A 24,873-nucleotide genomic window follows, 5' to 3' on the forward strand; every position below is an offset into this window, starting at 1 on the left:
CTCGACCACCAAGAGCGGTCTCGGCCACCGCCCGTGGGACCCCGGCGCCCGGCCTCCCGCTATCGTCGCCGTCGTGCCAGGTCACCAGCGCATCCTCGTGGTCAGCACGACAGCCGCCGAGGCGGAGGTGCGTCGCCTGCGCGCCGGGCTCGGTCGGGATCCGTTGGTCCTCACCGCTCCGACCGCCGAGGCGGGGCAGCTGGTGCGTGCCCTCGGGGTCGAGCCCCAGGTCGAGGTGCTGCTGGCACCCGTGAAGTTCCCGCAGGTCGACCGCGGTCACCGGCTGGACGAGCTGGTGCGTGACCGCGCCCTGCGGGACCGCTTCCGCGACGTCGTCGTGGTGACCGACCCGGCGACCGCGACGCTGCTGCTGCGGGTCCTCGCGCCCGACCAGCTGCCGACGAGCGCGACGGTGACGCTCGTGGGCCTGCCTCGCGGGGACCGGCCGGTCGACTACCGACGGGCGGGGGTCTCCGGGGTCGTGCTGGGGCTCGCCGCAGGTGTGGCGGAGCCCCTGGCGCCGCTCCTCGTGCTCCCCGCAGCAGCGGCGCTGGTCGGGCTGGGCCTGCTGCTCCCCGAGCCCTGGCGGCACGTGGGTCGCGAGCTGCTGCTCGCCGCGACGATCTCGCTCGCCGTGCTGCTCGTGGTCGTCGCCAGCTCGGCCCGGTTCCCCGGCGGCTGGTGACGACCCACGAGGCGACTACTGGACGGTCGGCTCGGGGGAGTCGAGGTAGGGGTAGTCGAGCATGAAGGTCTCGAGCGCCTCGCCGCTGAACTCCGAGCAGTACTGCCACACGCCGACCTGCTTGGCGGCGTCGGTCTCGCCCTCGCCGCCCACGGACCAGTGGGTGTAGGCCACGTGCGTGCCGTCGGGGAACGTCGCGCCGTCCTCGTCGTCGGAGGTCCACGGGGCTGCGATGAACTTGTAGCGGTAGTTGTCGGTGCCGGGGAACTTCTTGGCGACAGCCCTCAGCTCGGTGAGCGCGTCGTCGTCGGCGGCGATGGTCTCGTCGTACCAGACGACCGTGTAGCCGTGCTCGAGGTTGTGGACCAGCGACTCCAGCGCCGGGCGGTCGGAGTCGGTGTAGAACTTGCGGTCCATGGGGGCCGGGGCGACGCCGAACTCGTTCCAGTGGGGACCGAAGGCCGGCGGGGCGTCCTCGTAGACGACCGGGGTGTCCGTCGGGATGTGGTCGTTGTTGCCCTCGGCGGTCTTGGTCGTCACCTTCTCGCACACCGACGGGGCAGCACCGATGCTGGCGAGGCCCAGGTCGTTGAACTTGCGCAGGTCCCAGGCGTTCTTGAGCGGCCGGTAGGAAGCGGCGCCGATGATGAGCAGGGCGACGACGACGCAGACACCGACGATCATGAAGCCGCGGCGCTTCTCGGCGCCCTTCTGCTTCTTGCGGATGTCGTCGATGACCTTCTGGCGGTCGGACTTGGCTTGCTTGGCCACGGTTGGGTCTACCTCGGTTCGGGGCGGGGTCGCGGTGAGTCTACGGACTCGACGGTCGGAGTCGCAGGCGGTCCTGCCGAGTCGTCCCGGCAGGTGCCGCGTCGGGCACCCATCCGTGCGCGAAGGCGAGCACCAGCACCAGGGCCGGCTCGTGGCTGCCATGGACCTCGACGCCGCCGTCGTACGCCGTGGCGGTGCCGGCGGTGCTGCCTGCAGCGACCTCCAACGCGCGCAGCAGCTCCTCGGTGCTCGCGGGGGTGCCGAAGACCGTCTGGTCGCCCGGGTCGCCGGTCACGGCTCGCAGCACCGCCTCGCGGGCCCCGAAGCCGAAGAGGTCGGCCCCCTCGGCGCGCACCAGCGCTACGGCGCCGGTGCCGTCGTCGCCGCGAGGCAGGACCAGGTCGGCGCGACCGCGCACGACGGCGACCGGACGCCCGCCGAGCTTGCCCTGGGCGAGCTCGGCCATGCCGGCGATCTCGTCGGCCACCGCCGGCGCGGTGACGGCCAGCTCGTTGCCGTGCCCGTCGAGACGGCCGGCGTAGTCCTCGGCGACCAGCAGGCCCGCAGCACCGATGGCGATGTCCGTCTGCCCCTCGCGCCAGGCCCGGCCGGCGGTGTCGGTGACGATCACACCGACGTTGGCTCCGGTGATCTCGAGGAGCGATGCCCGAAGCGCCCGTGCGGAGGCGTCGGGGTCCACCGGCAGGAGCACGATCGAGCCCAGCTCGACGTTGGAGGCGTCGATCCCGGCCGCAGCCATGATCAGCCCGTGGTGGGTGCGCACGATCTGGGTCGGTCCCTTGCGGGCCACCACCCGGTCGGTCTCGCCGGCGAGCGCCTCCTCACGGCTCGCGCCCACCACGACGCGGCCCTCGGCCTTGCTGACGACCTTGCTGGTCACCACCACGACGTCGCCGTCGGCGAGCGGCGCGAGCAGCGGGGCCAGTAGGGCGGCCAGGTCGTCGCCGGCGCGCACCTCGGGCAGGCCGTCGGGCGCGGTGACGGAGAGGGTGCTCATGGGCTCGCTCAGCCCACCAGCTCGATCGCGGCAGCAGCCATGGCGGCGGTCGCGTCGTGGTCGCGCATCATCAGGGGTACGGCGCGGCACGCGAGGCCGGCGTCCGTCAGGCGGGGCACGGAGTCGGCGTCGCGCTCGTCGACCAGCCACCCGTCGAGCAGCCCGCCCTCGGAGCGGGCTCCGTAGTGCAGCCCCACCCCCGCGGCACTGACCTCCACGCCGATCGCGTGGAGCATCTGCTCGGCCATCCCGCGCACGTGGGTGCCGCCGACGATCGGCGACAGCCCCACGACGGGCGCCCTGGTGGACGTGACGGCCTCGCGGACGCGGGGCACGCCCAGGATCGTGCCGACCGAGACGACCGGGTTGGACGGCGGGAGGATCACGAGGTCGGCGTCGGTGATCGCATCGATCACGCCGGGGCCGGGGGAGGAGTCCTCGAGCCCCACGAAGAGCACCGTCTCGGCGGGCACGGAGGCGCGCAGCCGGATCCAGTACTCCTGGAAGTGCACGACGCGCCGCCCGCTGGGCGAGTCCGCGTCGGCGATCGCCACGTGGGTCTCGACGCGGTCGTCGGTCATCGGCAGGAGGCGGACGCTGTCGCCGAGGGTCGGGAGGAGCCAGCGGCGGCACAGCGCCTCGGTCACCTGCGAGAGGGGGTAGCCGGCGTCGAGCATCTGGGTGCGCACCAGGTGGGTCGCCACGTCGCGGTCCCCGAGGCCGAACCAGGTCGGCTCCACGCCGTACGCCGCCAGCTCGTCCTTGACGCTCCACGACTCGTCGCGACGGCCCCAGCCGCGCTCGAGGTCGATGCCGTCGCCGAGGGTGTACATCACGGTGTCGAGGTCCGGGCAGACCTTGAGGCCGTGCACCCAGATGTCGTCGGCGGTGTTGGCGACCACCGTCACGACCGTGTCAGGAGCGACCCCGGGAACGCTCCCGGAGCGGATCCCGTGAGTGAGTCCCTGGAGGAACTTCGCGCCGCCCATGCCGCCCGAGAGGACGGTGATCCGGCGCAGGACGGGACGGGTGGAGGGGGCTGGTGGACGATCCGGCATGGCCGCTACCTTGCCGCACGTCGCCACGCCGTAGCCCAGGCGGCTCATTCCTTAGCAGATCAGCGCTTGACTTCCGGGGTACGACAGGCATGTAATTCCCACAGTGTTGTTCGGGGTGTTGCTGGGTCGAAAGGGTGAAGACCGTGAGAGAACTGTTTCTTCTCGAACCGGACGCCGAGGATGCGGGTTGGCAGGATCGCGCGTTGTGCGCGCAGACCGACCCCGAGGCGTTCTTCCCTGAGAAGGGTGGGTCGACGAGAGAGGCCAAGAAGGTCTGTCTCACGTGTGAGGTCCGAGACGACTGTCTCGAGGCCGCGTTGTTCAACGATGAGCGTTTCGGCATCTGGGGTGGTCTCTCCGAGAGGGAGCGCCGCAAGCTGAAGAAGCGCGCAGTCTGACGATGGACAGGAATACCCCGGCCCGAGCGGCCGGGGTTCCTGCCATTTCCGGGGCATTTCGGGGCTGGCTCGACCCGGACTAGGGTGGCCGATCGTGTCAGCGCCCTCGGAGACCTCGGCCCGGACCGTCGCAGCGCTGCTCGTCAGCCACGACGGCGCCCGCTGGCTGCCCGCGGTGCTGGAGGGCGTGGCGGCCCAGACCCGCCCGGTCGACCGGGTCGTCGCCGTCGACACCGGCAGCAAGGACGAGAGCGCCGACCTGCTCGACGCGGCCTTCGCCGCGCAGCACGGACCGGCCCTGCGGGTGCCCGGGTCCACGCACTTCCCGGCGGCCCTCGAGCTCGGCCTCGAGCAGCTGGCCGCCGCCGGTGCGCCGCCGGAGTGGGTGTGGGTCCTCCACGACGACGCCAACCCCGCCCCGAGCGCCCTCGCCGCCCTGCTCGCCGCCGCCGAGCAGCACCCCGAGGCCGACGTCCTCGGCCCGACGCTGCGGGAGTGGCCCTCGCTCAAGCGCCTGCTCGAGGTCGGCGTCACGATCTCCGGCACCGGTCGCCGGGAGACCGGGCTCGAGCGTGGCGAGTACGACCAGGGCCAGCACGACGACGTACGACGGGTGCTCGCGGTCAACACCGCCGGCATGCTGGTGCGCCGCACGGTCCTCGAGGAGCTCGGGGGACTCGACGACCAGCTGCCGATCTTCGGCAACGACCTCGACTTCGGCTGGCGCGCCGCCGCAGCCGGTCACACCACGATCGTCGTGCCCCAGGCCGTCGTCTTCCATGCGGAGGCCGCCCACCGCGGGATCCGTCGTACGCCCCTGACCGGTCGGCACACCCACTACCAGGAGCGTCGCGCGGCGCTCTGGACGCTGCTCGTCAACAGCCGGACCCGGGCGCTGCCCTTCCAGGTGCTCCGCCTCGGGCTCGGCACGCTGCTGCGGATGGTGGGCTTCCTGCTGGTCCGCTCCGTCGGCGAGGCGCTCGACGAGCTCGCGGCGCTCGTCTCGCTCTACTCCAGCCCGCGCCAGATCCTCGCGGCCCGCCGGGAGCGCCGGCACGGGCAGGGGGCGGCCGACGTCTCCGACCTGCTGGCCCCACCGTGGCTGCCCTACCGCCACGGCCTCGACTTCGTGAGCGACCTCGCCGCGGCCGCCACCAACCAGGCAGCCGACGTCGCCGAGCGACGCCGGGCAGCGGCGCTCGAGCGCGACCCGTCGTCGATGGTGACGCGACGACCGTCCCTCGACGACGAGGACGCCTTCGAGGACACCGGCGTCGTCGCGCGCTTCCTGACCAGCCCGATCGCGGTCCTGCTCGCGCTCTTCGTCGGCGCGGCGCTGATCGGGGGCCGCGAGGCCTTCGGCTCCGTGGTCGGCGGAGGTCTCTCGCCGGTGCCCGAGTCCGTCGGGGACTGGTGGGGGCTGCACCTCCAGTCCTGGCACGCGCTCGGCCAGGGCAGCGCCGTCCCTGCCCCGGCCTACCTGCTGCCGCTCGCGCTCCTCGGCTCGGTGCTCGGCACCTCGCTCACCGTCTCGGCCCTGCTGGTGCTCGCCGTGCCGGCCGGCGTCTGGGGCGCCTGGCGTTTCCTGCGGGTGACCGGTCGGCTCGTCAGCCCGCAGGGCGCCCCCCGCTGGGTGCTGCTCTGGGGCGCCACGACCTACGCCCTCGTGCCCGTCGTCAGCGGCGCCTGGGGCGACGGCCGCCTCGGCCCCGTCGTGACCGCGGTGCTGTTGCCGTGGCTGGCCCACGCCGCACTCGGCTTCGCCGACCCCTCCGCCGACCGCCGCTGGCGCGCCGGGTGGCGCACGGCGCTGCTGCTGGCCCTGGTCAGCGCCTTCGCCCCGGTGGCGTGGCTCTTCGGCCTCGTGGTCGGCCTGGTCGTGGTGGCCGCTGCCTTCGCGATCGTGCCGAGCGCCATGCGCGACCGCTCCACGTGGGGCCCGCCCGCGACCGCGGTCCTCACGGTGCCCGTCCTGCTGTCCCCCTGGTGGCTGCCCTCGCTCGTGCACGGTGCCGCCTCCGGTCTGGTGCTCGACGTCGGGCGGCTGCCGCTGCCGGCGATCGACACCCTCGACCTGCTGTCGGGTCGCATCGGCGACCTCGGCGCACCGTGGTGGCTCGGTGTCCTGGTGCTGGTCGGCGCGCTGGGCGCGCTGCTTCCCCGTGCCACGCGGATCCCGGTCCTCGTGTGCTGGATCGTCGCGCTGGTCGCGGGCGTGCTGGCCGCGGTGCTCGGCAACCTCACCGTCACCCTCGACGCCACGACCACCCCGCTCGGCATCGGCTTCCTGGTCGTCGTCCTGCAGGGTGCGCTCGTCACGGCTGCCACGCTCGGCGGCCAGGGACTGGCGGCCGCCACGCTCACCCGCGTCGGGGTACGGCGCACGCTCGTGACGCTCGTCGCGGTCGTGGCTGCCGTCGTGCCCCTCGGTGGTCTGGTGTGGTTCGGCATCGGGGGCCACGACGGCCTCGGTGACACCGAGGACACCGACATCCCGGCCTACATGGTGCAGAGCTCGATGACCGGCGACGAGCACGGCATCCTCGTGGTGCGCGGCTCCGTCGAGGAGGGCCTGGACTACGTCGTGCGCCGCGGCGACGGGGTGACGCTGGGGGAGGACGAGATCCTCACCCGGACCCCCGAGGACGCCGCGTTCACCGACCTCGTGCAGACCCTGCTGTCACGTCCCGGCCCCGACGTCGTCGACCAGCTCGCGACCCAGGGCATCGAGTACGTCGTGATGCCCTCGCCCGCCGACGGTGACGTCGCCGCCCTGCTCGACTCGACCGGCGGCCTCGTCCAGGCCAGCGCCGAGGACCGCGAGACCCGGGCCTGGCAGGTCGGGCGCGCGCTCGACGAGCGGGCGCTCGAAGGACCGAGCGACTGGCTGCGCCTCGTGCTCGTCGTGCTCCAGGGGCTGGCGATCGTGGTGGTCGCCGTGCTCTGCGCCCCCACCACCGAGAGGAGACGCCGATGACCCGCACCCCGTTGCGCCGCCGCCTCGACGTGACCACCGTGCTGGCGGTCCTGCTGCCCCTGCTCACGGTCGCAGCCCTGCTGCTGGTGCGCCCCGACGTCCCCGCCGCCGGCCCCCGGCCGCCCGAGCAGACCCCGCTGACCCGCGCGGTCGCGATCTGCCCGAGCGGCGACCCCGAGGCCTACGTGACCTCGGCCTCGGACGTCGGTGGCCCGGTCGACTTCCGGCTCGGCGACCGCGAGGGCAGCGACGACATCGAGCCCGGTCGCATCACCGCGCTGGACGGGGGCGACGGCCCGCTCGTCGTCCGCGCGGACGGCGAGGTCGCGCCCGGCCTGCTCGCCGGCCGCTTCGCCAGCCCCGTGGCCGCCGCCGAGTGCCGCGCGCCCGCCTCCGACCAGTGGTTCACCGGTGTCGGCTCCGGCGCCCGGCACACCTCGGTCCTCGAGCTGGTCAACCCCGACGCGGGACCTGCGGTCATCGACGCCACGCTCTACGGCGTCAGCGGCATCGTCGACGCCCCCGACCTGCGCGGCGTGGCGGTCCCGGGGCGTGGCGTCGTACGCCTCGACCTGGGGAAGGTGATCCCGCGCCGCGACGAGCTCGCCCTGCACGTGACGACGTCGCGGGGCCGGGTCTCCGCCAGCATCCGCGACACCTACGCCGAGCTCGGCACCGGCGGCGCCTCCACCGACTGGCTCGGCGCCCAGCCGGAGCCGGCCCGCAGCAACCTGCTGCTCGGCCTCGCCCCCGGCTCGGGACTGCGCACGCTCACGCTGCTCAACCCCGGCGACAGCGAGACCCGGGCCCGCGTGCAGCTGATCTCGCCCGAGTCGGTCTTCACCCCGTCGGGCCTCGACGAGGTCGTGCTCGCACCGCAGAGCGTCACCCGCGTCTCGCTCTCCGACCTCCTCGGCACCAGCGCCTCCGACGGCACCCTCGGGCTGCTCGTCGACGCCCCTCAGCCGATCACGGCGACCGTGCGGTCCTACGTCGACCGCGACCTGTCCCACGCGGTGGGCGGCCTCCCGGTAGCCGAGGCGACGACCGTCCTCGCGCCCGTCGGGGACAAGCGGCTGCTGCTCGCCGGCGCCTCGCGCTCGGGCTCGGTCTCGGTGAACGCCCTGGCCGCCGACGGGAGCGTGTTGGCCGAGGAGCGCACCGAGGTCCTCCCCGGGCGCGGCTTCGCCCTCGACCTCCCGCGCCGCACCGCGCTGGTGACCGTCACGCCCCGTCAGGTCACCGTCGTCGCCTCGCTCCTCGTGAGCGAGGCCGAAGGGCCCGGGAAGGGAGCCACCGTGGTGAGGCTGCGGCCCCAGGTCACCAGCGGCCTGGTCGCGTCCGTGGGTCCCGGGCTTCCCTGACGGACGGGGCTCGGGCGATCAGTGGGGCGATCAGTCGGGCGATCAGTCGGGGGAGTAGCGGGGATCGACGTCCTCCGCGTCGATGCCCAGCAGCTCGGCCACCTGCTCGACGACCAGGGTCAGGACCAGCGCCTCGAGGTCGGAACGGGTCTCGCAGCGGTGCTCGATCGGCCGGCGGAAGAGCACCAGCCGCGTGGCCTGCGTGCCCGTGCCGCGCACCAGCGACGACAACGGCACGGTGCCCGCCCAGTCGTCGGGAACCAGGGGCGTGTCCTCGACGGCGTACTCCACCAGTCCCAGCCGCGACGACCACCGCTCGTCGATGGCGGTCACGACGTCGAGCACCAGTGCGTCGAAGCGTTCGCGGGCGGTCCTGAGCTCCGGTCGTCCGGGGGTGCGGGGCATGACGGCGGGCCCGCGCATGCCGCGCCCACGTCGGTCTCGGGTCCGGCCGGTGTCGCTCACAGCCGCGAGCCTAAACGGCGGTGCGGGTGCGGACCGGTACGGTCACGCTCGTGAGTCTTGCCCGTCGTTGTTCGCGATCCCCGTGTGGGCGTCCAGCGGTCAACACGTTGACCTACGTCTACGCCGACTCCACGGCGGTGCTGGGGCCGCTCGCGACCTATGCCGAGCCTCATGCCTACGATCTCTGCGCCACCCACAGCGAGCGGCTCTCGGCCCCGCGCGGGTGGGAGGTCATCCGCCTCCAGGGCGACCCCCGCGACGCAGGGCCGTCGGGCGACGACCTCCTCGCCCTCGCCGACGCCGTCCGCGAGGCTGCCCGCCCTGCACCGGTCGCCCGCGTGGCGCCCGAGGACGAGACCGGCCACGAGTCGACGCGGCGGGGGCACCTGCGGGTGCTGACCAGCGACTGAGGGATCTCCACTACTGTCTGCCGCATGGCAGACAGCCCTCACGACGTCATGTCGGGCACCCTGGACCCCGCCAACATCAGCGCCATCTTCAAGGCCTACGACGTGCGCGGCACCGTCCCCGACCAGATGGACGAGGAGCTCGCCCGGGCGACCGGTCAGGCCTACGTCCAGGTCGTGGGCGCCACCCAGGTGGTGGTGGGCCACGACATGCGCCCGACCTCGCCGGGCATGGCCGCAGCCTTCGCCGACGGGGCGACGCAGGCCGGAGCCGACGTCGTGATGATCGGGCTCGCCTCCACCGACCAGCTCTACTTCGCGTCCGGCCACCTCGGGCTGCCCGGTGCGATGTTCACCGCGAGCCACAACCCGTCGAACTACAACGGCATCAAGATGTGCCGTGCCCACGCCACGCCGATCGGCATGGAGACCGGCCTGGCCGAGATCCGGGACCTGGTGCTCGCCACCGCCTTCGTGCCCGCGCTGAGCATCGGCTCCATCAGCGAGACCGACGTGCTCGAGGCGTACGCCGCCCACCTGATCACCCTCGCGCCCGTGACCGGTCGTCGCCTGAAGGTCGTGGCTGACGCGGGCAACGGCATGGCCGGCCACACCGCGCCGGCCGTCTTCCGTCGCCTCGGAGATGCCCAGGTCGACCTGGTGCCGCTCTACTTCGAGCTCGACGGCTCCGTCCCGCACCACGAGGCCAACCCGATCGAGGCCGAGAACCTGCGTGACCTCCAGGCGAAGGTTCTGGAGACCGGCGCCGACATCGGCCTGGCCTTCGACGGGGACGCCGACCGGTGCTTCCTGGTCGACGAGCGGGGCCAGGCGGTCTCGCCCTCCACGCTGACGGCCCTCATCGCGGCCCGCGAGCAGGCCACGGAGCCGGGTGCGACGATCATCCACAACCTGATCACCAGCCGGGCGGTGCCCGAGATCGTCACCGAGCTCGGCGGCAAGCCGGTCCGCACGCGCGTGGGGCACTCCTACATCAAGGCCACCATGGCCGAGACCGACGCCATCTTCGGCGGCGAGCACTGCGGCCACTTCTACTTCCGCGACTTCTGGCGCGCCGATTCGGGCATGCTCGCCGCCCTGCACGTGATGGCGGCGCTCGCCGAGACCGACGGGACGCTCTCGGAGCTGCTGGCCCAGTACGAGCGCTATCCCGTCAGCGGCGAGATCAACTCCGAGGTCGCCGACGCCGTCGGCGTCATGGCAGCCTTGGAGGCGGTCTACGGCGGCCAGGAGGCCGTCACCACCGACTGGCTCGACGGGCTCACCGTCAGCCACCCCGACTGGACCTTCAACGTCCGGCCGTCCAACACCGAGCCCCTGCTCCGGCTCAACGCCGAGGGCAAGGACACCGAGACCATGGGCCGCGTCCGCGACGAGGTCCTCGCACAGATCAGGAGCGGCCGATGAGCGTCGAGCTCGACCCCACCCTGCTGGACATCATCGTGTGTCCGGCCTGCCACACCGACCTCGAGCTCGTGGGTGACGACACCGCCACCCCCGAGCTCGTCTGCCAGGGCTGCGGCCTGGCCTACCCGATCCGCGACAACATCCCGGTGATGCTCGTCGACGAAGCCCGCAAGCCGGCGTAGGCCCACGATGTCCTGGTTCGACGAGTCGCGACTCGATGACGAGGTCGCTCTCGGCGCGGCCGACCTGCGCCTGCGCACGCTGGCCGAGTCGGGCGCCCGCGTCCGACGTGAGGCCGGGGACGCGGCCGAGGCGATCGCCGACGTCGTGGCGCGCAGCCACGACCAGGCGCGCCCCCGGGCCATCATCGCCGCGGGCCCCGACTCGCGACTGCTGCGCGCGGTGCTCGAGCCGTGGTGCCCGGTGCCGTTCGTCGCCTGGCCCGGCCAGGCGCTGCCCGGCTGGGCGGGAAGCCTCGACCTGGTGATCGTGCTGGCCCCCGACGGGGGGGACAGCGGCACGGCGTCGGCGGTCGCCGAGGCCGTACGCCGTGGCTGCCAGGTCGTCGTCGCCTGCCCGCCGGCCTCCATGGTCGCCGAGCACGCCGCGGGCCGGTGGAGCACGATCCTGCCCACGACCACGCGCGACCAGCTCGCGACCGCGGTCGTCATGCTCAGCTACCTCGACCAGGTCGCGCTCGGCCCCAGCGCCGAGCCCGAGCCCGTCGCCCAGGCGCTCGACGACGTCGCGACGTCCTGCAGCCCCCACCGCGACCTCGCCGTCAACCCGGCCAAGATGCTCGCCATCGCGCTCGCCGACGCCACCCCGATCGTCTGGGGCGGCTCGGTGCTCGCCGCGCGCGCCGCCCGCCGGGTGGCGGAGTCGATCCGCCGCTCCAGCGGGCGCACCTCGATCGCGGGCGACGCCGAGCACCTCCTGCCGGTCATCGAGGCAGCCAAGGCCCGCAACGTCTTCGACGACCCGTTCTCCGACGACGGGGGAGAGCTGCGCCCGATGCTGCTCGTCCTCGACGACGGGGCCGAGGACGCCGTGGTGCGCGAGCACCGCGGCCGGCTCCTCGCGGCGGCCACGGAGCGCGGCGTGCGCGTCGAGCACCTGACGACCGACGTCCCCAGCGAGGTGGCGCGCTACGCCTCGCTGATGCTCAGCGGCACCTACGCCGCGGAGTACCTCCGCCTGGGTCTGGTCGAGGACTAGCACCGTGGCGTCGCGCGACCCCTGGTTCGACAACGCCAAGATGGCATTGGTGACCCTGGTCGTGATCGGTCACGCCTGGACGCTGCTGCCGCTGACGGGAACGGTCGGCTACCTCTACGACTTCCTCTACGCCTGGCACGTCCCGGCGTTCGTCTTCGTCACCGGCTACCTCTCGCGGAGCTTCTCCTACGCCCCCGAGCGGATGTGGCAGCTGGTGCGGACCGTCGCGGTGCCCTACCTGATCTTCGAGTGCTCGATCGCGCTCTTCCGGGTCTACGTCGGGGGCGAGGAGCTCGAGGATCTCTTCCTCGACCCGCACTGGCCGCTGTGGTACCTCTCCGCGCTGTTCTTCTGGCGTCTGCTCACGCCGGTCTTCAGGCCGATGCCGGGTGGCTACGTCGTGGCGCTGGGCATCAGCCTGGTGGCCGGCCTCTTCGCCGGCGACGAGCTCGACCTCGCGCGGATCCTCGGGCTGCTGCCCTTCTTCGTGCTCGGCCTCAAGGCGACCCCGGAGCGCCTCGAGCGGCTGCGCAGGCGACCGGTCCAGGTCGCCGCAGCGGTCTTCTTCGCCGCGCTCATCTCGCTGACCTGGCTGGTCGAGCGCTACGCCGCCACCGAGTGGCTCTACTACCGCGCACGCTACGACGAGCTCGACGTCTCCGACCTCCAGGCGTTCCTGATCCGGGCCGTGCTGCTCGTCGTCGGGACCGCCGGCGCCTTCGCCTTCCTCGCCCTGGTGCCGCGCCTCGGCGGCTGGTTCACCCGCATGGGGGCGGCGACGCTGGTCGTCTACCTCTTCCACGGCTTCGCGGTGAAGGGCGCCGACTACGCCGGCTTCGACGACTGGGGCGCCGACCACGTGGCGCTGGGCCTCACGACCACCACCGTCGCCGGCGTCGGGCTGTCGCTCCTCCTGGCCTGGCGACCGGTGTCCTCGCGCCTGACCGAGCTGGTCGACCCCTTCGGCTACGCCGAGCGTCACGCCCGCCACGCGGTCGACCTGGGTGTCACCGTCGTCGTCCACGAGGACCACGAGACCCCGGTCCTCGACCAGCTGGTCGACCAGCTCGTCGACGAGCGCTCCGAGCCGGCGCTCGACCAGCTCGCCGAGCAGCTCGCGGTCGACCGCGAGAAGAACTGACGCGTCGGCAGGCCCGTAGCATGACGCCATGACGATGAGGGAGACCCGATGAGCGGCGGCCTGTTCGCCCTCCTCGACGACGTGGCCGTGCTGGCGAAGGCAGCGGCGGCGTCGGTCGACGACGTGGGTGCCGCTGCCGGTCGCGCGAGCATGAAGGCCGCCGGCGTGGTCGTGGACGACACGGCCGTGACGCCGCAGTACGTCCAGGGCGTCGCGGCCCAGCGTGAGCTGCCGATGATCAAGAAGATCGCCGTGGGGTCGCTGCGCAACAAGCTGCTGCTCATCCTCCCGGCGGCGCTGCTGCTGAGCCAGTTCCTGCCGTGGCTGCTCACCCCGATCCTGATGCTCGGCGGCACCTTCCTGTGCTACGAGGGTGCCGAGAAGATCTGGGAGCGGTTCTCCGGCCACCACGAGGAGGAGACCCTCGCGACCGAGCTGGACGCCGAGGCGGAGAAGACGATGGTGTCGGGCGCGATCCGCACCGACCTCATCCTGTCCGCCGAGATCATGGTCATCTCCCTCAACGAGGTCTCCGACGAGCCGTTCCTCACCCGGGCCGCCATCCTGGTCGTGGTCGCGATCGCCATCACGTTCCTCGTCTACGGCGTCGTCGCGCTGATCGTGAAGATGGACGACGTGGGCATCGCGCTCACCCAGCGTGCGTCCCGCTTCGCGCAGAAGGTCGGGCACGGACTGGTCCGCGCGATGCCGGGCCTGCTCGCGACCATCTCCGCGGTCGGCACCGTGGCCATGCTGTGGGTCGGTGGCCACATCTTGCTGGTGGGGCTCGAGGACCTCGGCTGGCACGCGCCCTACGACGCCGTGCACCACCTCGAGGTGGCCGTCCACGACGCCGCCGGCGCCCTGGGTGGGCTCCTGGGCTGGCTGGTCAACACGGCGCTCTCCGCGGTCGCCGGACTGCTGGTCGGCGCCGTCGTGGTCGCGGTGATGCACGTGCTGCCCTTCGGCCACGCCACGACGAAGGACTCCTCGGAGCCCGCCGCACACTGACCTGACCTGGTCCGATCGACCCCCTTACACCTCCGGTTCAAGAGTCCGGACAGGGGGGTCGCGAGGATTCTTCGGTTCCTGGGAACCCGATCTAGCCTTGATTCCACGCCCCCACTGCCAGGATCAGGAGCTTTCATGGACTTCAAGGTTGCAGACCTCTCGCTGGCCGACTACGGCCGCACCGAGATCGAGCTCGCCGAGCACGAGATGCCTGGCCTCATGGCCATGCGCGAGCGCTACGGCGACAGCAAGCCGCTCGCCGGCGCCCGCATCGCGGGCTCGCTCCACATGACCATCCAGACCGCCGTCCTCATCGAGACGCTCACGGCGCTGGGTGCCGAGGTCCGCTGGGCCTCGTGCAACATCTTCTCGACGCAGGACCACGCGGCCGCTGCCGTCGCCGTCGGTCCCACCGGCACGGTCGACGCCCCCGCCGGCGTCCCCGTGTTCGCCTGGAAGGGCGAGTCGCTGGAGGAGTACTGGTGGTGCACCCAGCAGATCCTCATGTGGCCCGAGGGCACGTTCGCCAACATGATCCTCGACGACGGTGGCGACGCCACGATGCTCGTCCACCTGGGTCTCGAGGCTGAGAAGACCGGCATCGCGCCCGACCCGGCCACGGCCCACAGCGTCGAGCAGCGCGTCGTCTTCAACGTGCTCAACGCCTCGCTCGCCGAGAGCCAGGACCGCTGGACCCAGATCGCCGGCGAGATCCGCGGCGTGACCGAGGAGACCACCACCGGCGTGCTCCGCCTCTACGACATGATGAAGGAGGGCTCGCTGCTCTTCCCCGCCATCAACGTCAACGACTCGGTCACCAAGTCGAAGTTCGACAACAAGTACGGCTGCCGCCACTCGCTCATCGATGGCATCAACCGCGCCACCGACGTCCTCATCGGCGGCAAGGTCGCCGTCGTGGCCGGCTACGGCGACGTGGGCAAGGGCTGCGCCGAGTCGCTCCGCGGCCAGGGCGCTCGCGTCATCGTCACCGAGATCGACCCGATCTGCGCGCTCCAGGCGGCCATGGACGGCTACCAGGTCGACACCCTCGACAACGTGCTCGACGTCGCCGACATCATCATCACCGCGACCGGCAACAAGGACGTCGTGACGGTCGAGCAGATGTCGAAGATGCGTCACAACGCGATCCTCGGCAACATCGGTCACTTCGACAACGAGATCGACATGGCCGGTCTCGAGGAGGAGGGCGTCGCTGTCCGCAAGAACGTCAAGCCGCAGGTCGACGTGTGGACCTTCCCGTCCGGCAACGCGATCATCGTGCTCTCCGAGGGTCGTCTGATGAACCTCGGCAACGCGACCGGTCACCCGTCCTTCGTGATGTCGAACTCCTTCACCAACCAGGTGCTGGCCCAGATCGAGATCTTCACCAAGCCCCAGGACTACCCGGTGGGCGTCTACGTGCTGCCCAAGCACCTCGACGAGGAGGTCGCCCGTCTCCACCTCGACGCCCTCGGCGTCAAGCTCACTTCGCTGACCGACGACCAGGCGTCCTACCTCGGCGTCGACGTCGCCGGCCCCTACAAGTCGGACCAGTACCGCTACTGATCCGCACCGGCGTGCAACGCCCCCAGGCCCTTCTCGGGTCTGGGGGCGTCGTCGTTCCGGGTGGGTGAGTGCCGAGCCCGAGGGCGGGTGGCACTATTGAGGTCATGACACAGCTGGGAGGCACCGCGAGCGGGCTCACGCCGAAGGGGCGTGTGCTCGTCGTCGACGACGACGCGTCCCTCGCGGAGATGCTCACGATCGTGCTGCGCCAGGAGGGCTTCGACAGCCGGATGTGCACCCGGGGCGACCTGGCCCTCGACGAGTTCCGCGACTACAGGCCCGATGTGGTCCTGCTCGACCTGATGCTGCCCGGCAAGGACGGCATCGACGTCTGCAAGGAGATCCGGGCCGAGTCGGGCGTCCCGATCGTCATGCTCACCGCCAAGGGCGACACGGTGGACGTCGTCGTCGGTCTCGAGTCCGGCGCCGACGACTACGTCGTCAAGCCGTTCAAGCCCAAGGAGCTCGTGGCCCGCATCCGCGCGCGTGTGCGCAGCTTCGACCCCACGACGCTGGAGACGCTCACGATCGGCGACCTGGCGATCGACGTCGCGGGCCACGCGGTGAGCCGGGACGGCCTGCCGATCAGCCTGACCCCGCTGGAGTTCGACCTGCTGCTGTGCCTGGCGCGCAAGCCTTGGCAGGTCTTCACCCGCGAGGTGCTGCTGGAGCAGGTCTGGGGCTACCGCCACGCCGCCGACACCCGCCTGGTCAACGTCCACGTGCAGCGGCTGCGCTCCAAGGTCGAGCACGACCCCGAGCACCCGGAGATCGTCGTCACCGTCCGGGGCGTCGGCTACAAGGCCGGGAGCAGCTAGGTGTCGTCGGCGAGACCATGGCCCGCGTAGGGGTCCCCCCCGGACTGCGACGAGCCCTCACCTTCTGGCGGCGCTCCATCCAGGCCCGCGTGGTGGCCAGCACGCTGCTGCTCTCGGCCGCCGTCATCAGCGGCGTCGGCTGGTTCCTGCTGACCTCGACCAAGGACGGTCTCCTCGAGCACCGCGTGGACGCGGTGCTCGCCGAGGCCGAGGCCAGCACCGAGGAGGCGCGCAACCGCCTCGAGGCGGCCTCTGGCACCGAGGTCAACGCCAGCCGCCAGCAGCGCGAGCTGGCCGACCAGATCATCGCCCGCGGGGACACCCGTGGGTTCAGCGTCGTGCTCGGCGTCCCGGCTCGCGAGGGTGCTCGGCTCTCCGACGGCGGGCCTGAGTACACCACCGACCTCGACCTGGTCAGCGTCCCGGAGTCGTTGGAGCAGCACTTCGACCAGGTGGCCCCGACGGCCTGGACCTACACGACCATCCGGACCCGGACAGACGCGGGCGACCTGGTCGCGCAGCCCGGCATCGTGGTGGGCAGCCAGATCATCCTGCCGTCCGACGGCAACACCTACACCTTCTACTTCCTCTTCCCGCTCGACGAGGAGCAGGAGACGCTCGGGCTCGTCACCCGGGCCCTGCTCACCGCGGCGGTCGCGCTGCTCATCCTGGTCGCCGGCATCACCTGGCTGGTGGCGCGTCAGGTCGTCACCCCGATCCGCATGGCCCGCCGCGTCGCGGAGCGGCTCGCGTCCGGACGCCTGCAGGAGCGCCTGCGGGTGACCGGCGAGGACGACCTGGCCCGGCTCGCGACGTCGTTCAACCAGATGGCCAGCAACCTCCAGCGCCAGATCCGCCAGCTCGAGGAGCTCAGCCGGGTCCAGCGCCGCTTCGTCTCCGACGTCTCCCACGAGCTGCGCACACCGCTGACCACGGTCCGGATGGCCGGGGACGTCCTGCACGACGCCCGGTCCTCCTTCGACCCGGTCACGGCACGCGCGGCCGAGCTGCTCCAGGTCGAGCTGGACCGCTTCGAGGTGCTGCTGGCCGACCTGCTCGAGATCAGCCGCTTCGACGCCGGGGCGGCCGTGCTGGAGGCCGACGACGTCAACCTCGTCGACGTCGCCCACCGCGTCGTCGACGCGACCCGCGCGCTGGCCGACCAGCGCGGCGTCCGGGTCGTCGTCGATTCGCCCGGCCACCCCTGCCTGGCCGAGGCCGACGTGCGGCGCGTCGAACGGGTCGTGCGCAACCTCATCACCAACGCGATCGACCACGCCGACACCCGTCTCGGCGAGGAGATCAAGGTCCTCCTCGGCAGCGACGAGCACGCCGCAGCGATCGCCGTGCGCGACTACGGCATCGGCCTCGCGCCGGGGGAGTCGGCGATGGTGTTCAACCGCTTCTGGCGCGCCGACCCGGCGCGCGCCCGCACCAGCGGCGGCACCGGCCTCGGGCTCTCGATCGCCCTCGAGGACACCCACCTCCACGGCGGCTGGCTGCAGGCCTGGGGCCGACCCGGTCAGGGCGCCCAGTTCCGCCTGACGTTGCCGCGCCGCGCCGGGGAGCCGCTGCGGCACAGCCCGCTGCCCCTGGTGCCGGTCGACGCCGACGACCCTGTCCCCGAGAAGGCGCGATGACGACCGCCCGCCTCACGCGCCGTCGTACGACGGGCGTCGTCCTGGCCCTGCTGGGCTGCCTGGCCGCGGCCGGCTGCGTGAGCCTGCCTGAGTCGGGGCCGGTCGTCGAGACGGCCCCGTCGCAGGTGTTGGAGGAGCCGGAGGCGGCCGCCATCGACGCCGTCCCGCCCCAGCAGGGCGACTCCGCGCTCGGGATCGTCGACGGCTTCCTGGCGGCGATGACCGCCTACCCCGTGCAGACCAACGTCGCGCGTCAGTTCCTCGCGCAGGAGGCGCAGACCTCCTGGAACCCCGACGAGGCGACGATCACCTACGCCGACGTCACCACGCCCAGCGCCGGTGCCGCGGGGGTGTCGGTGACGCTCAGCGACCCCGAGAGCCTCGACGCCCAGGGCGGCTGGGAGGGTCCGCTGCCCGAGGACCAGCGCACCCTGTCGTTCGAGATGGTGGTCGAGGACGGTGAGTACCGCATCCGCGAGGCCCCCGACGCCCTCATCGTCCCCGCGTCGTGGTTCGCCCAGCGGTTCCGCCAGGTGTCGCTCTACTTCTTCGACCGCACCGCCCAGATCCTGGTGCCGGAGCCGGTCTTCGTGCCCCGCGGGGAGCAGCTCGCCACGACCCTGATCGACGGGCTGATCGCCGGGCCCGGGGAGGACCTCGCCGGCATCGCGCGCAGCTTCCTGCCGTCCGGCCTGAGCGTGGGGCTCTCGGTCCCGGTCACCGCCGACGGCGTCGCGGAGATCTCGCTGGTCGGGGAGGCCGGCGCGCAGAACACCGAGGTCGTCGAGAAGATCCTGGCCCAGCTGACCTGGACCCTGCGTCAGGAGCCGTCGATCCGGGCGGTCCGCCTGGCGATCGGTGGCGAGCAGCTGCGTCTGCCCGGCGGCGTGAGTGAGTACGGCGTCGACGACGCACCCGACTACGACCCGACGGGCTACCAGTCCAGCGGCCTGCTCTACGGGCTCCGGGACGGACTGCTGGTCTCGGGGGAGCCCGACGCGCTCTCCCCGGCCGACGGACCGCTCGGGGTCGAGGACTTCGGGCTGCGCTCGGTGGCCGTCAACCTCCCGGCCACGTCGGCGGCGGGCGTCTCGGCCGACGGCACCTCGATCCTCCTGGCGCCCGTGCGCGCGGTGGCCGGCGAGGTCGGGGAGGACACCGTCGAGCAGGTCGTCTCCGGGGCCACCGACCTGCTGCCGCCCTCGTGGGACTTCACCGACCGCCTCTGGCTGGTCGACCGCGCTCCGGAGGGTGCCCGCGTCACGTTCCGCGAGGATGGGATCCTGCGACCGCTGGTCGTGCCCGGCGTCACCGGCCAGGACGTCCGCTCCTTCGTCGTCTCGCGCGACGCGACCCGCTTCGTGGCCGTCGTGCGCACCCGCGGCGTCGACCGGCTCCAGGTCGGCCGGATCGAGGTCGACTTCCAGGGACGCGTGCGCCGCGCGGTCGAGACGCGCACCCTCTCCTTCTCCGGCACCGAGCCGCTGCGGGTCACCGACATCGGGTGGACCAGCGCCACCTCGGTCGCGCTGCTGAGCCAGGTCGTCCCCGGCGAGCTCTTCGAGGTCCGCACGGTTGCCGTCGACGGTGCACCGGCCGGCACGGAGGCGCTCTCCACCACGGTCAACGCGCGGGTCGTGGCGCTCGCCGGCACGCCCCTGGAGGGCGGTCGGCAGTACGCCGTGACGCGCGACAGCCTCGTGGACCTCTCGACCGGACGGGTGCTCGAGCTCGGCGCCCGGGTCGACTCCCTCGACTACGTCGGCTGACCCCACAGGGGGTCGGACCGCCGGTTGCCCCCGGCCGCTCCGGCTGGTGCGATGGCGAGGCATGGGGGCCTTCCGCGACGCGCTCGACGACCTGCTGCTCGGCGGTCGTTGCGTCGGCTGCGAGCGACCCGGCCGGCTGCTGTGCCCGTTCTGCCGTCTCGCCCTGCCCAGCACGGCCCTCCCGCGCTGGCCGACCCCGACCCCTCCCGGGCTGGTCGTGCCGTTCGCCCCGACCGACTACGACGGGGTCGCGCGGGCGATGGTCCTCGGGCTCAAGGAGCACCGGATGCTGGCGCTGGCCCGGCCGCTGGGCTCGCTCCTGGCCGCCTCGGTCGCAGCCGCGGTCGCCGACGTGGAGGGCGCCGTCGTGCTGGTGCCGGTGCCGTCGCGGACCTCGTCGGTGCGCCAGCGCGGCCACGACCCGACGTACACGATCACGCGGCTGGCCGCGCGCACCCTGGCGGCCGGGGGAGTCGACGTGGTGGCGGCCCGGCTGCTGCGGCTGCGGCCGGGGGTGCTCGACCAAGCGGGGCTCGACGCCGCCGAGCGGTCGGCCAACCTGCGAGGCTCGATGACCTGTCCCACCGCGGCCCTCCGGGCCCTCGCCGTACGACGTTCCCGGGCGCGGGTGGTCGTGTGCGACGACGTCCTCACCACCGGCGCGACGGCCCGCGAGGCGCAGCGGGCCCTGGAGGCGGTCGGCCTCGAGGTGCGGGCGATCGCGGTCGCGGCTGCCACGCGCAAGCGTCTGGCGGGAGGCGAGGACCAGACACACAGCGAAAGTTCAGGCGTACGGGTACCGCCATCCACAGGCACCCACTAACGTCTCTGTATGGAGTCCGTCCGGGTCCGTGGTTGCTCCGTTCCGGCTGTCCCGGAGCGGCTAGCCGAAGCCAGTCGCAGGCGAAACGGTCCACGTAAGGCGATGCACGATGGGCTCCGGCCCGACGGGCTGCGGCCCGCGTGCTCCTCCGCATGCGGGGGACGCCGATCACGGTGCGGCTTAGAGGTAAGTCCTGCCTCGTCCCACTCGTCAGATACGGGTGTCGGCGGGAGAAGGTCAGTAGTGGCGCCAGAGATGGCAGATGAGCTGCGAGAGCCTCAGCAGGCGGTTGTGGGGTCGAAGACCAGGTCGGCCGGGCGGACTCCATGCCCCAGGAAGCTCAGGGGATAACCAACTGCTCACCAGGAGGTTCAACATGGAAGTTGTGGTCACAGGGCGTCATTGCGAGCTGTCGGACTCGTTCCGCGGTCACGCAGAAGAGAAGCTGAGCAAGCTCGAGAAGCACGACCACCGCATCATCCGGGTCCACGTCGAGGTGGACTGCGAGCCCAACCCTCGCCAGCACGACCGTGCGGTGCACGTCGAGCTCACGGCCTTCTCCAAGGGTCCCGTCATCCGGGCCGAGGCCGCCGCCGACGACAAGATGGGCGCCCTCGACCTCGCGCTCGACAAGATGGCCGCCCAGATGCGCAAGGCGGCCGATCGCCGCCGCGTCCACCGCGGGCGCCACGCCCCGGTCTCGGTCGGTCAGGCGCTGGCCGGCATGGAGGTCATCGACGACAACCCCCAGGCCAGTGACGACGACGTGATCACCGAGCACCAGGTCGGGCCGATCACGGTCACCGGCGACGGGCCCCTCGTGGTGCGTGAGAAGACCCACCCCGCGGCCCCGATGACGCTCGACCAGGCGCTCTACGAGATGGAGCTGGTCGGCCACGACTTCTACCTCTACGTCGACAAGGAGAGCGAGCGGCCCGCGGTCGTCTACCGCCGCCGCGGCTACGACTACGGCGTCATCTCGCTCGACCTCGGGAGCGACTGACCGGGACGAGGGCCGGACCGGCCCGATCGGGCCATGGGTTGGTGGTCAGTTCAACCCATGGTTCGATCACCCGGCACCCCCCGGACGTGCCATGATGCGTCTGTGGCTGAGAAGGGTGAACCCATCCGGGTGCTCGTGGTCGACGACCAGGAGCTGTTCCGGCGTGGGCTGACCATGCTGCTGGGCGTGGAGCCCGGCATCGAGGTCGTCGGCGAGGCCGGGGACGGCGTCGAGGGCACGACGCTGGCGGAGACCACCGCCCCCGACGTGGTCCTCCTCGACATCCGGATGCCCAAGCGGTCCGGCATCGAGGCCTGCGTGGCGATCAAGGAGGCCGTCCCCTCGGCCAAGATCATCATGCTCACCGTCTCCGACGAGGAGGCCGACCTCTACGAGGCCGTCAAGAACGGTGCCTCGGGCTACCTCCTCAAGGACTCCTCGATCGACGAGGTCGCCCAGGCCGTGCGCGTCGTGGCCGACGGGCAGTCGCTGATCAGCCCCTCGATGGCGGTCAAGCTGATCGACGAGTTCAAGCAGATGTCACGCCCCGAGCGCGAGAACGTCCCCGGCCTGCGGCTCACCGACCGCGAGCTCGAGGTCCTCAGCTATGTCGCCAAGGGCCTCAACAACCGCGACATCGCCAAGTTCCTCTACATCTCCGAGAACACCGTCAAGAACCACGTGCGCAACATCTTGGAGAAGCTCCAGCTGCACTCGCGCATGGAGGCCGTGATGTACGCCGTGCGAGAGAAGCTCCTCGAGCTGCCCTGAGCGTCGTGGTCGACACGCTCTCCCGCTCGCAGGCCCGCCGCATCGCGTTGGCCGCCCAGGGCTTCCTCGACCCACGTCACGCGGTGCCCACGATGCGCACCTTCCAGCGCACGCTGGAGCGCACCGGTGTGCTCCAGGTCGACTCGGTCAACGTGCTCCAGCGCGCGCACTACATGCCGCTCTACTCCCGGATGGGTCCCTACGACGTCGATCTGCTGCGTCGTGCGGCGCAGGTCCGGCCCCGCCGCGTCGTGGAGTACTGGGCCCACGTGCAGGCCTTCATGCCCGTCGAGCTGTGGCCGTTCATGCAGTTCCGCATGGACGCCACCCGCGCCCGCCGCGGCCGGTGGAGGGTCCTCGAGGAGGCGCCCGGGCTCGAGTCCTCGCTGGTGGCCGAGATCCGCGAGGTCGGGGCCTCGACAGCCCGTGACCTCGACGACGGGATGCCGCGCAGCAAGGAGCACTGGGGCTGGAACTGGTCGCAGACCCGGCAGGTCCTCGACTACCTCTACTCGACCGGCGACCTGGCCATCGCCGGTCGCAACAGCCAGTTCGAGGTGCTCTACGACCTGCCCGAGCGAGTGATCCCCGCCGAGGTGCTCGCCCGGCCGACCCCCACGCCCGCGGAGGCCCACCTCGAGCTCGTACGACGAGCCGCGAGGTCGCACGGCGTCGCGACGACGCGGTGCCTCCAGGACTACTACCGGATGCACATCGACGAGGTCCGTCCCGCGGTCGCGACCCTCGTGGAGCTCGGTGAGCTGCTGCCGGTGACGATCGAGGGCTGGAGACGGCCCGCCTTCCTGCACCGCGACGCCCGGCTGCCCCGCCGGGTCGGGGCCCGGGCGCTGCTCAGTCCCTTCGACCCGGTCGTGTGGGAGCGCGAGCGCGCCGAGCAGGTCTTCGACTTCCACTACCGCATCGAGATCTACGTCCCCGCCGAGAAGCGGGTGCACGGCTACTACGTGCTGCCGTTCCTGCTGGGGGAGCAGGTGGTGGGCCGCGTGGACCTCAAGGCGGACCGTCGTACGGGCCGACTGCTGGTCAAGGGCGCCTACGCCGAGGCGACCGCGCCGCCCGACACGGCCGAGGAGCTGCACGCGGCGCTGGTCGAGCTGGCGGGGTGGCTGGGCCTCGACGACGTGGTGGTCGAGCCCCGGGGGGACCTGGCCATGCGGCTGGCTCAGTGTTCGTAGGTAGAGTGGGAGCGCCGCTCCACGGCGTCACCGCGGCGTCATCAGCTAGGCCAACACAAGGAGTCATCCCGTCGTGCCCGTCATCATCGACAAGCTTCTCCGCATCGGCGAAGGCAAGATCCTCAGGCAGCTCGAGTCCATCTCCAAGGCGGTCAACGCCATCGAGGACGACTTCGTCACGATGAGCGACGACGAGCTCCGGGGGATGACCGCGGAGTTCAAGGCGCGCTACGAGAAGGGCGAGTCGCTCAGCGACCTCATGCCCGAGGCCTTCGCGACCGTGCGCGAGGCCTCCCACCGGGTGATCGGCCAGCGTCACTACGACGTCCAGATCATGGGTGGCGCGGCCCTCCACCTCGGCAACATCGCCGAGATGAAGACCGGTGAGGGCAAGACCCTCGTCGCGACCCTGCCGTCCTACCTCAACGCCATCTCCGGCAAGGGCGTCCACGTGGTCACGGTCAACGACTACCTGGCGAAGTTCCAGTCCGAGATGATGGGCCGGATCCACCACTTCCTCGGCCTGAGCACCGGCGTGATCCTCCCCGAGATGCGCCCGGCGCAGCGCCGCGAGGCCTACAACTGCGACATCACCTACGGCACCAACAACGAGCTCGGCTTCGACTACCTGCGCGACAACATGGCGGGCTCGATCGAGGAGTGCGTCCAGCGCGGCCACAACTTCGCCGTGGTGGACGAGGTCGACTCGATCCTCATCGACGAGGCCCGGACCCCGCTGATCATCAGCGGCCCGACCCAGGACGAGGTCAAGTGGTACGGCGAGTTCGCGAAGCTGGCCAAGACCATGGTCAAGGACGTCGACTACGAGGTCGACGAGAAGAAGCGCACGATCTCGGTCCTCGAACCCGGCATCACCAAGGTCGAGGACCACCTCGGCATCGAGAACCTCTACGAGTCGGCCAACACCCCGCTCATCTCGTTCCTCAACAACTCCATCAAGGCCAAGGAGCTGTTCCGCAACGACAAGGAGTACGTCGTCATGCAGGGCGAGGTGCTCATCGTCGACGAGCACACCGGCCGCATGCTCTCGGGGCGTCGCTACAACGACGGCCTCCACCAGGCCATCGAGGCCAAGGAGGGCGTGACCGTCCGCGAGGAGTACCAGACCCTCGCCACCGTCACCCTGCAGAACTACTTCCGCCTCTACGACACGCTCTCCGGCATGACCGGAACGGCCATGACCGAGGCCTCGGAGTTCGACAAGACCTACAAGCTCGGCGTCGTCCCGATCCCGACCAACAAGCCGATGCTGCGCACCGACCAGGCCGACCTCGTCTACCGCACCGAGGAGGCCAAGTACGACGCCGTGGCCGACGACATCGCCG

General features: G+C 71.7%; 23 protein-coding genes. 19 read left to right on the top strand and 4 right to left on the bottom strand.

The window, feature by feature from the left end; all coding sequences use genetic code 11:
- Positions 1 to 685, top strand: a 685-nt coding sequence (locus RMN98_RS17725; protein ID WP_309650142.1) for a hypothetical protein, incomplete at its 5' end; no start/stop codon positions are given.
- Positions 686 to 700: 15 nt separating this feature from the next.
- Here RMN98_RS17725 and RMN98_RS17730 read toward each other — a convergent pair.
- From RMN98_RS17730 to cofD, 3 genes are read right to left on the bottom strand one after another with little or no spacing between them, the layout of a single operon-like run.
- Complete coding sequence (locus tag RMN98_RS17730; RefSeq protein WP_309650143.1) at positions 701 to 1,456, bottom strand: DUF3105 domain-containing protein; 756 nt, start codon at positions 1,454 to 1,456, stop codon at positions 701 to 703.
- A 40-nt stretch (positions 1,457 to 1,496) separates the two neighbouring features.
- Positions 1,497 to 2,474 carry a coenzyme F420-0:L-glutamate ligase gene (gene cofE, locus RMN98_RS17735; RefSeq protein WP_309650144.1) on the bottom strand — a complete coding sequence of 326 codons (978 nt, stop codon included), beginning with the start codon at positions 2,472 to 2,474 and terminating at the stop codon, positions 1,497 to 1,499.
- 8 nt (positions 2,475 to 2,482) lie between these two features.
- Positions 2,483 to 3,532 carry a 2-phospho-L-lactate transferase gene (gene cofD, locus RMN98_RS17740; protein ID WP_397210065.1) on the bottom strand — a complete coding sequence of 350 codons (1,050 nt, stop codon included), beginning with the start codon at positions 3,530 to 3,532 and terminating at the stop codon, positions 2,483 to 2,485.
- Between the two features lie 143 nt (positions 3,533 to 3,675).
- On the opposite strand from cofD, the gene RMN98_RS17745 reads away from it, so the two are divergent.
- The 3 genes from RMN98_RS17745 (at position 3,676) to RMN98_RS17755 (ending at position 8,271) form a co-directional block, all read left to right on the top strand.
- A complete protein-coding gene (locus RMN98_RS17745) occupies positions 3,676 to 3,930 on the top strand; it encodes a WhiB family transcriptional regulator (protein WP_091026910.1) in 255 nt (84 codons plus the stop codon).
- 94 nt (positions 3,931 to 4,024) lie between these two features.
- Positions 4,025 to 6,907, top strand: coding sequence for a glycosyltransferase (locus RMN98_RS17750; RefSeq protein ID WP_309650146.1), 2,883 nt, complete (start codon positions 4,025 to 4,027; stop codon positions 6,905 to 6,907).
- Positions 6,904 to 8,271: a DUF5719 family protein gene (locus RMN98_RS17755; RefSeq protein WP_309650147.1), complete on the top strand. Its 1,368-nt coding sequence runs from the start codon at positions 6,904 to 6,906 to the stop codon at positions 8,269 to 8,271. The genes RMN98_RS17750 and RMN98_RS17755 overlap by 4 nt, the downstream gene beginning before the upstream one ends.
- A 42-nt stretch (positions 8,272 to 8,313) precedes the next feature.
- On the opposite strand, the gene RMN98_RS17760 is transcribed toward RMN98_RS17755, so the two are convergent.
- Positions 8,314 to 8,736: a metallopeptidase family protein gene (locus RMN98_RS17760; protein ID WP_309650148.1), complete on the bottom strand. Its 423-nt coding sequence runs from the start codon at positions 8,734 to 8,736 to the stop codon at positions 8,314 to 8,316.
- A gap of 50 nt (positions 8,737 to 8,786) precedes the next feature.
- Between RMN98_RS17760 and RMN98_RS17765 the strand changes: the two genes are divergently transcribed.
- From RMN98_RS17765 to RMN98_RS17835, 15 genes are all read left to right on the top strand, one after another.
- Positions 8,787 to 9,146 carry a DUF3499 domain-containing protein gene (locus RMN98_RS17765; protein ID WP_309650149.1) on the top strand — a complete coding sequence of 120 codons (360 nt, stop codon included), beginning with the start codon at positions 8,787 to 8,789 and terminating at the stop codon, positions 9,144 to 9,146.
- Between the two features lie 24 nt (positions 9,147 to 9,170).
- Positions 9,171 to 10,571, top strand: coding sequence for a phosphomannomutase/phosphoglucomutase (locus RMN98_RS17770; protein WP_309650150.1), 1,401 nt, complete (start codon positions 9,171 to 9,173; stop codon positions 10,569 to 10,571).
- Positions 10,568 to 10,753 (top strand): Trm112 family protein, encoded by a 186-nt coding sequence (locus RMN98_RS17775; protein ID WP_091115238.1) that lies wholly within the window; start codon positions 10,568 to 10,570, stop codon positions 10,751 to 10,753. The genes RMN98_RS17770 and RMN98_RS17775 overlap by 4 nt, the downstream gene beginning before the upstream one ends.
- A 7-nt stretch (positions 10,754 to 10,760) precedes the next feature.
- Positions 10,761 to 11,789 carry an SIS domain-containing protein gene (locus RMN98_RS17780; RefSeq protein WP_309650151.1) on the top strand — a complete coding sequence of 343 codons (1,029 nt, stop codon included), beginning with the start codon at positions 10,761 to 10,763 and terminating at the stop codon, positions 11,787 to 11,789.
- 4 nt (positions 11,790 to 11,793) lie between these two features.
- Positions 11,794 to 12,930, top strand: coding sequence for an acyltransferase family protein (locus RMN98_RS17785; protein ID WP_309650152.1), 1,137 nt, complete (start codon positions 11,794 to 11,796; stop codon positions 12,928 to 12,930).
- A gap of 48 nt (positions 12,931 to 12,978) precedes the next feature.
- Positions 12,979 to 13,941 (top strand): DUF808 domain-containing protein, encoded by a 963-nt coding sequence (locus RMN98_RS17790; RefSeq protein WP_309650153.1) that lies wholly within the window; start codon positions 12,979 to 12,981, stop codon positions 13,939 to 13,941.
- Positions 13,942 to 14,076: 135 nt separating this feature from the next.
- Positions 14,077 to 15,507, top strand: coding sequence for an adenosylhomocysteinase (ahcY, locus tag RMN98_RS17795; RefSeq protein WP_309650154.1), 1,431 nt, complete (start codon positions 14,077 to 14,079; stop codon positions 15,505 to 15,507).
- Between the two features lie 104 nt (positions 15,508 to 15,611).
- Positions 15,612 to 16,325 carry an MtrAB system response regulator MtrA gene (mtrA, locus tag RMN98_RS17800; protein WP_309650155.1) on the top strand — a complete coding sequence of 238 codons (714 nt, stop codon included), beginning with the start codon at positions 15,612 to 15,614 and terminating at the stop codon, positions 16,323 to 16,325.
- A 17-nt stretch (positions 16,326 to 16,342) separates the two neighbouring features.
- Positions 16,343 to 17,965, top strand: coding sequence for an MtrAB system histidine kinase MtrB (mtrB, locus tag RMN98_RS17805; protein ID WP_309650156.1), 1,623 nt, complete (start codon positions 16,343 to 16,345; stop codon positions 17,963 to 17,965).
- Entirely contained in the window at positions 17,962 to 19,734 is a 1,773-nt protein-coding gene (locus RMN98_RS17810; RefSeq protein ID WP_309650157.1) for an LpqB family beta-propeller domain-containing protein, read from the top strand. The genes mtrB and RMN98_RS17810 overlap by 4 nt, the downstream gene beginning before the upstream one ends.
- 61 nt (positions 19,735 to 19,795) lie before the next feature.
- On the top strand, positions 19,796 to 20,557 hold the full coding sequence (locus RMN98_RS17815; protein ID WP_309650158.1) for a phosphoribosyltransferase family protein: 762 nt from the start codon (positions 19,796 to 19,798) through the stop codon (positions 20,555 to 20,557).
- 376 nt (positions 20,558 to 20,933) lie between these two features.
- On the top strand, positions 20,934 to 21,560 hold the full coding sequence (gene hpf / locus RMN98_RS17820; protein WP_309650159.1) for a ribosome hibernation-promoting factor, HPF/YfiA family: 627 nt from the start codon (positions 20,934 to 20,936) through the stop codon (positions 21,558 to 21,560).
- 102 nt (positions 21,561 to 21,662) lie between these two features.
- Entirely contained in the window at positions 21,663 to 22,331 is a 669-nt protein-coding gene (locus RMN98_RS17825; RefSeq protein WP_309650160.1) for a response regulator transcription factor, read from the top strand.
- A 5-nt stretch (positions 22,332 to 22,336) separates the two neighbouring features.
- A complete protein-coding gene (locus tag RMN98_RS17830; RefSeq protein WP_309650161.1) occupies positions 22,337 to 23,527 on the top strand; it encodes a DNA glycosylase AlkZ-like family protein in 1,191 nt (396 codons plus the stop codon).
- Positions 23,528 to 23,600: 73 nt separating this feature from the next.
- Positions 23,601 to 24,873 (top strand): DEAD/DEAH box helicase (locus RMN98_RS17835; RefSeq protein ID WP_397210062.1); only part of this gene is annotated, 1,273 nt, incomplete at its 3' end.

It is taken from the genome of Nocardioides sp. (assembly GCF_031397825.1).
GTDB lineage: Bacteria > Actinomycetota > Actinomycetes > Propionibacteriales > Nocardioidaceae > Nocardioides.

Coding starts and splice junctions, on each gene's coding strand:
- cofE (WP_309650144.1), bottom strand. CDS start 2,474: ATGAGCACCCTCTCCGTCACCGCGCCCGACGGCCTGCCCGAGGTGCGC.
- cofD (WP_397210065.1), bottom strand. CDS start 3,532: ATGCCGGATCGTCCACCAGCCCCCTCCACCCGTCCCGTCCTGCGCCGG.
- RMN98_RS17755 (WP_309650147.1), top strand. CDS start 6,904: ATGACCCGCACCCCGTTGCGCCGCCGCCTCGACGTGACCACCGTGCTG.
- RMN98_RS17770 (WP_309650150.1), top strand. CDS start 9,171: ATGGCAGACAGCCCTCACGACGTCATGTCGGGCACCCTGGACCCCGCC.
- RMN98_RS17775 (WP_091115238.1), top strand. CDS start 10,568: ATGAGCGTCGAGCTCGACCCCACCCTGCTGGACATCATCGTGTGTCCG.
- RMN98_RS17780 (WP_309650151.1), top strand. CDS start 10,761: ATGTCCTGGTTCGACGAGTCGCGACTCGATGACGAGGTCGCTCTCGGC.
- RMN98_RS17790 (WP_309650153.1), top strand. CDS start 12,979: ATGAGCGGCGGCCTGTTCGCCCTCCTCGACGACGTGGCCGTGCTGGCG.
- ahcY (WP_309650154.1), top strand. CDS start 14,077: ATGGACTTCAAGGTTGCAGACCTCTCGCTGGCCGACTACGGCCGCACC.
- mtrA (WP_309650155.1), top strand. CDS start 15,612: ATGACACAGCTGGGAGGCACCGCGAGCGGGCTCACGCCGAAGGGGCGT.
- mtrB (WP_309650156.1), top strand. CDS start 16,343: ATGGCCCGCGTAGGGGTCCCCCCCGGACTGCGACGAGCCCTCACCTTC.
- RMN98_RS17810 (WP_309650157.1), top strand. CDS start 17,962: ATGACGACCGCCCGCCTCACGCGCCGTCGTACGACGGGCGTCGTCCTG.
- RMN98_RS17815 (WP_309650158.1), top strand. CDS start 19,796: ATGGGGGCCTTCCGCGACGCGCTCGACGACCTGCTGCTCGGCGGTCGT.
- hpf (WP_309650159.1), top strand. CDS start 20,934: ATGGAAGTTGTGGTCACAGGGCGTCATTGCGAGCTGTCGGACTCGTTC.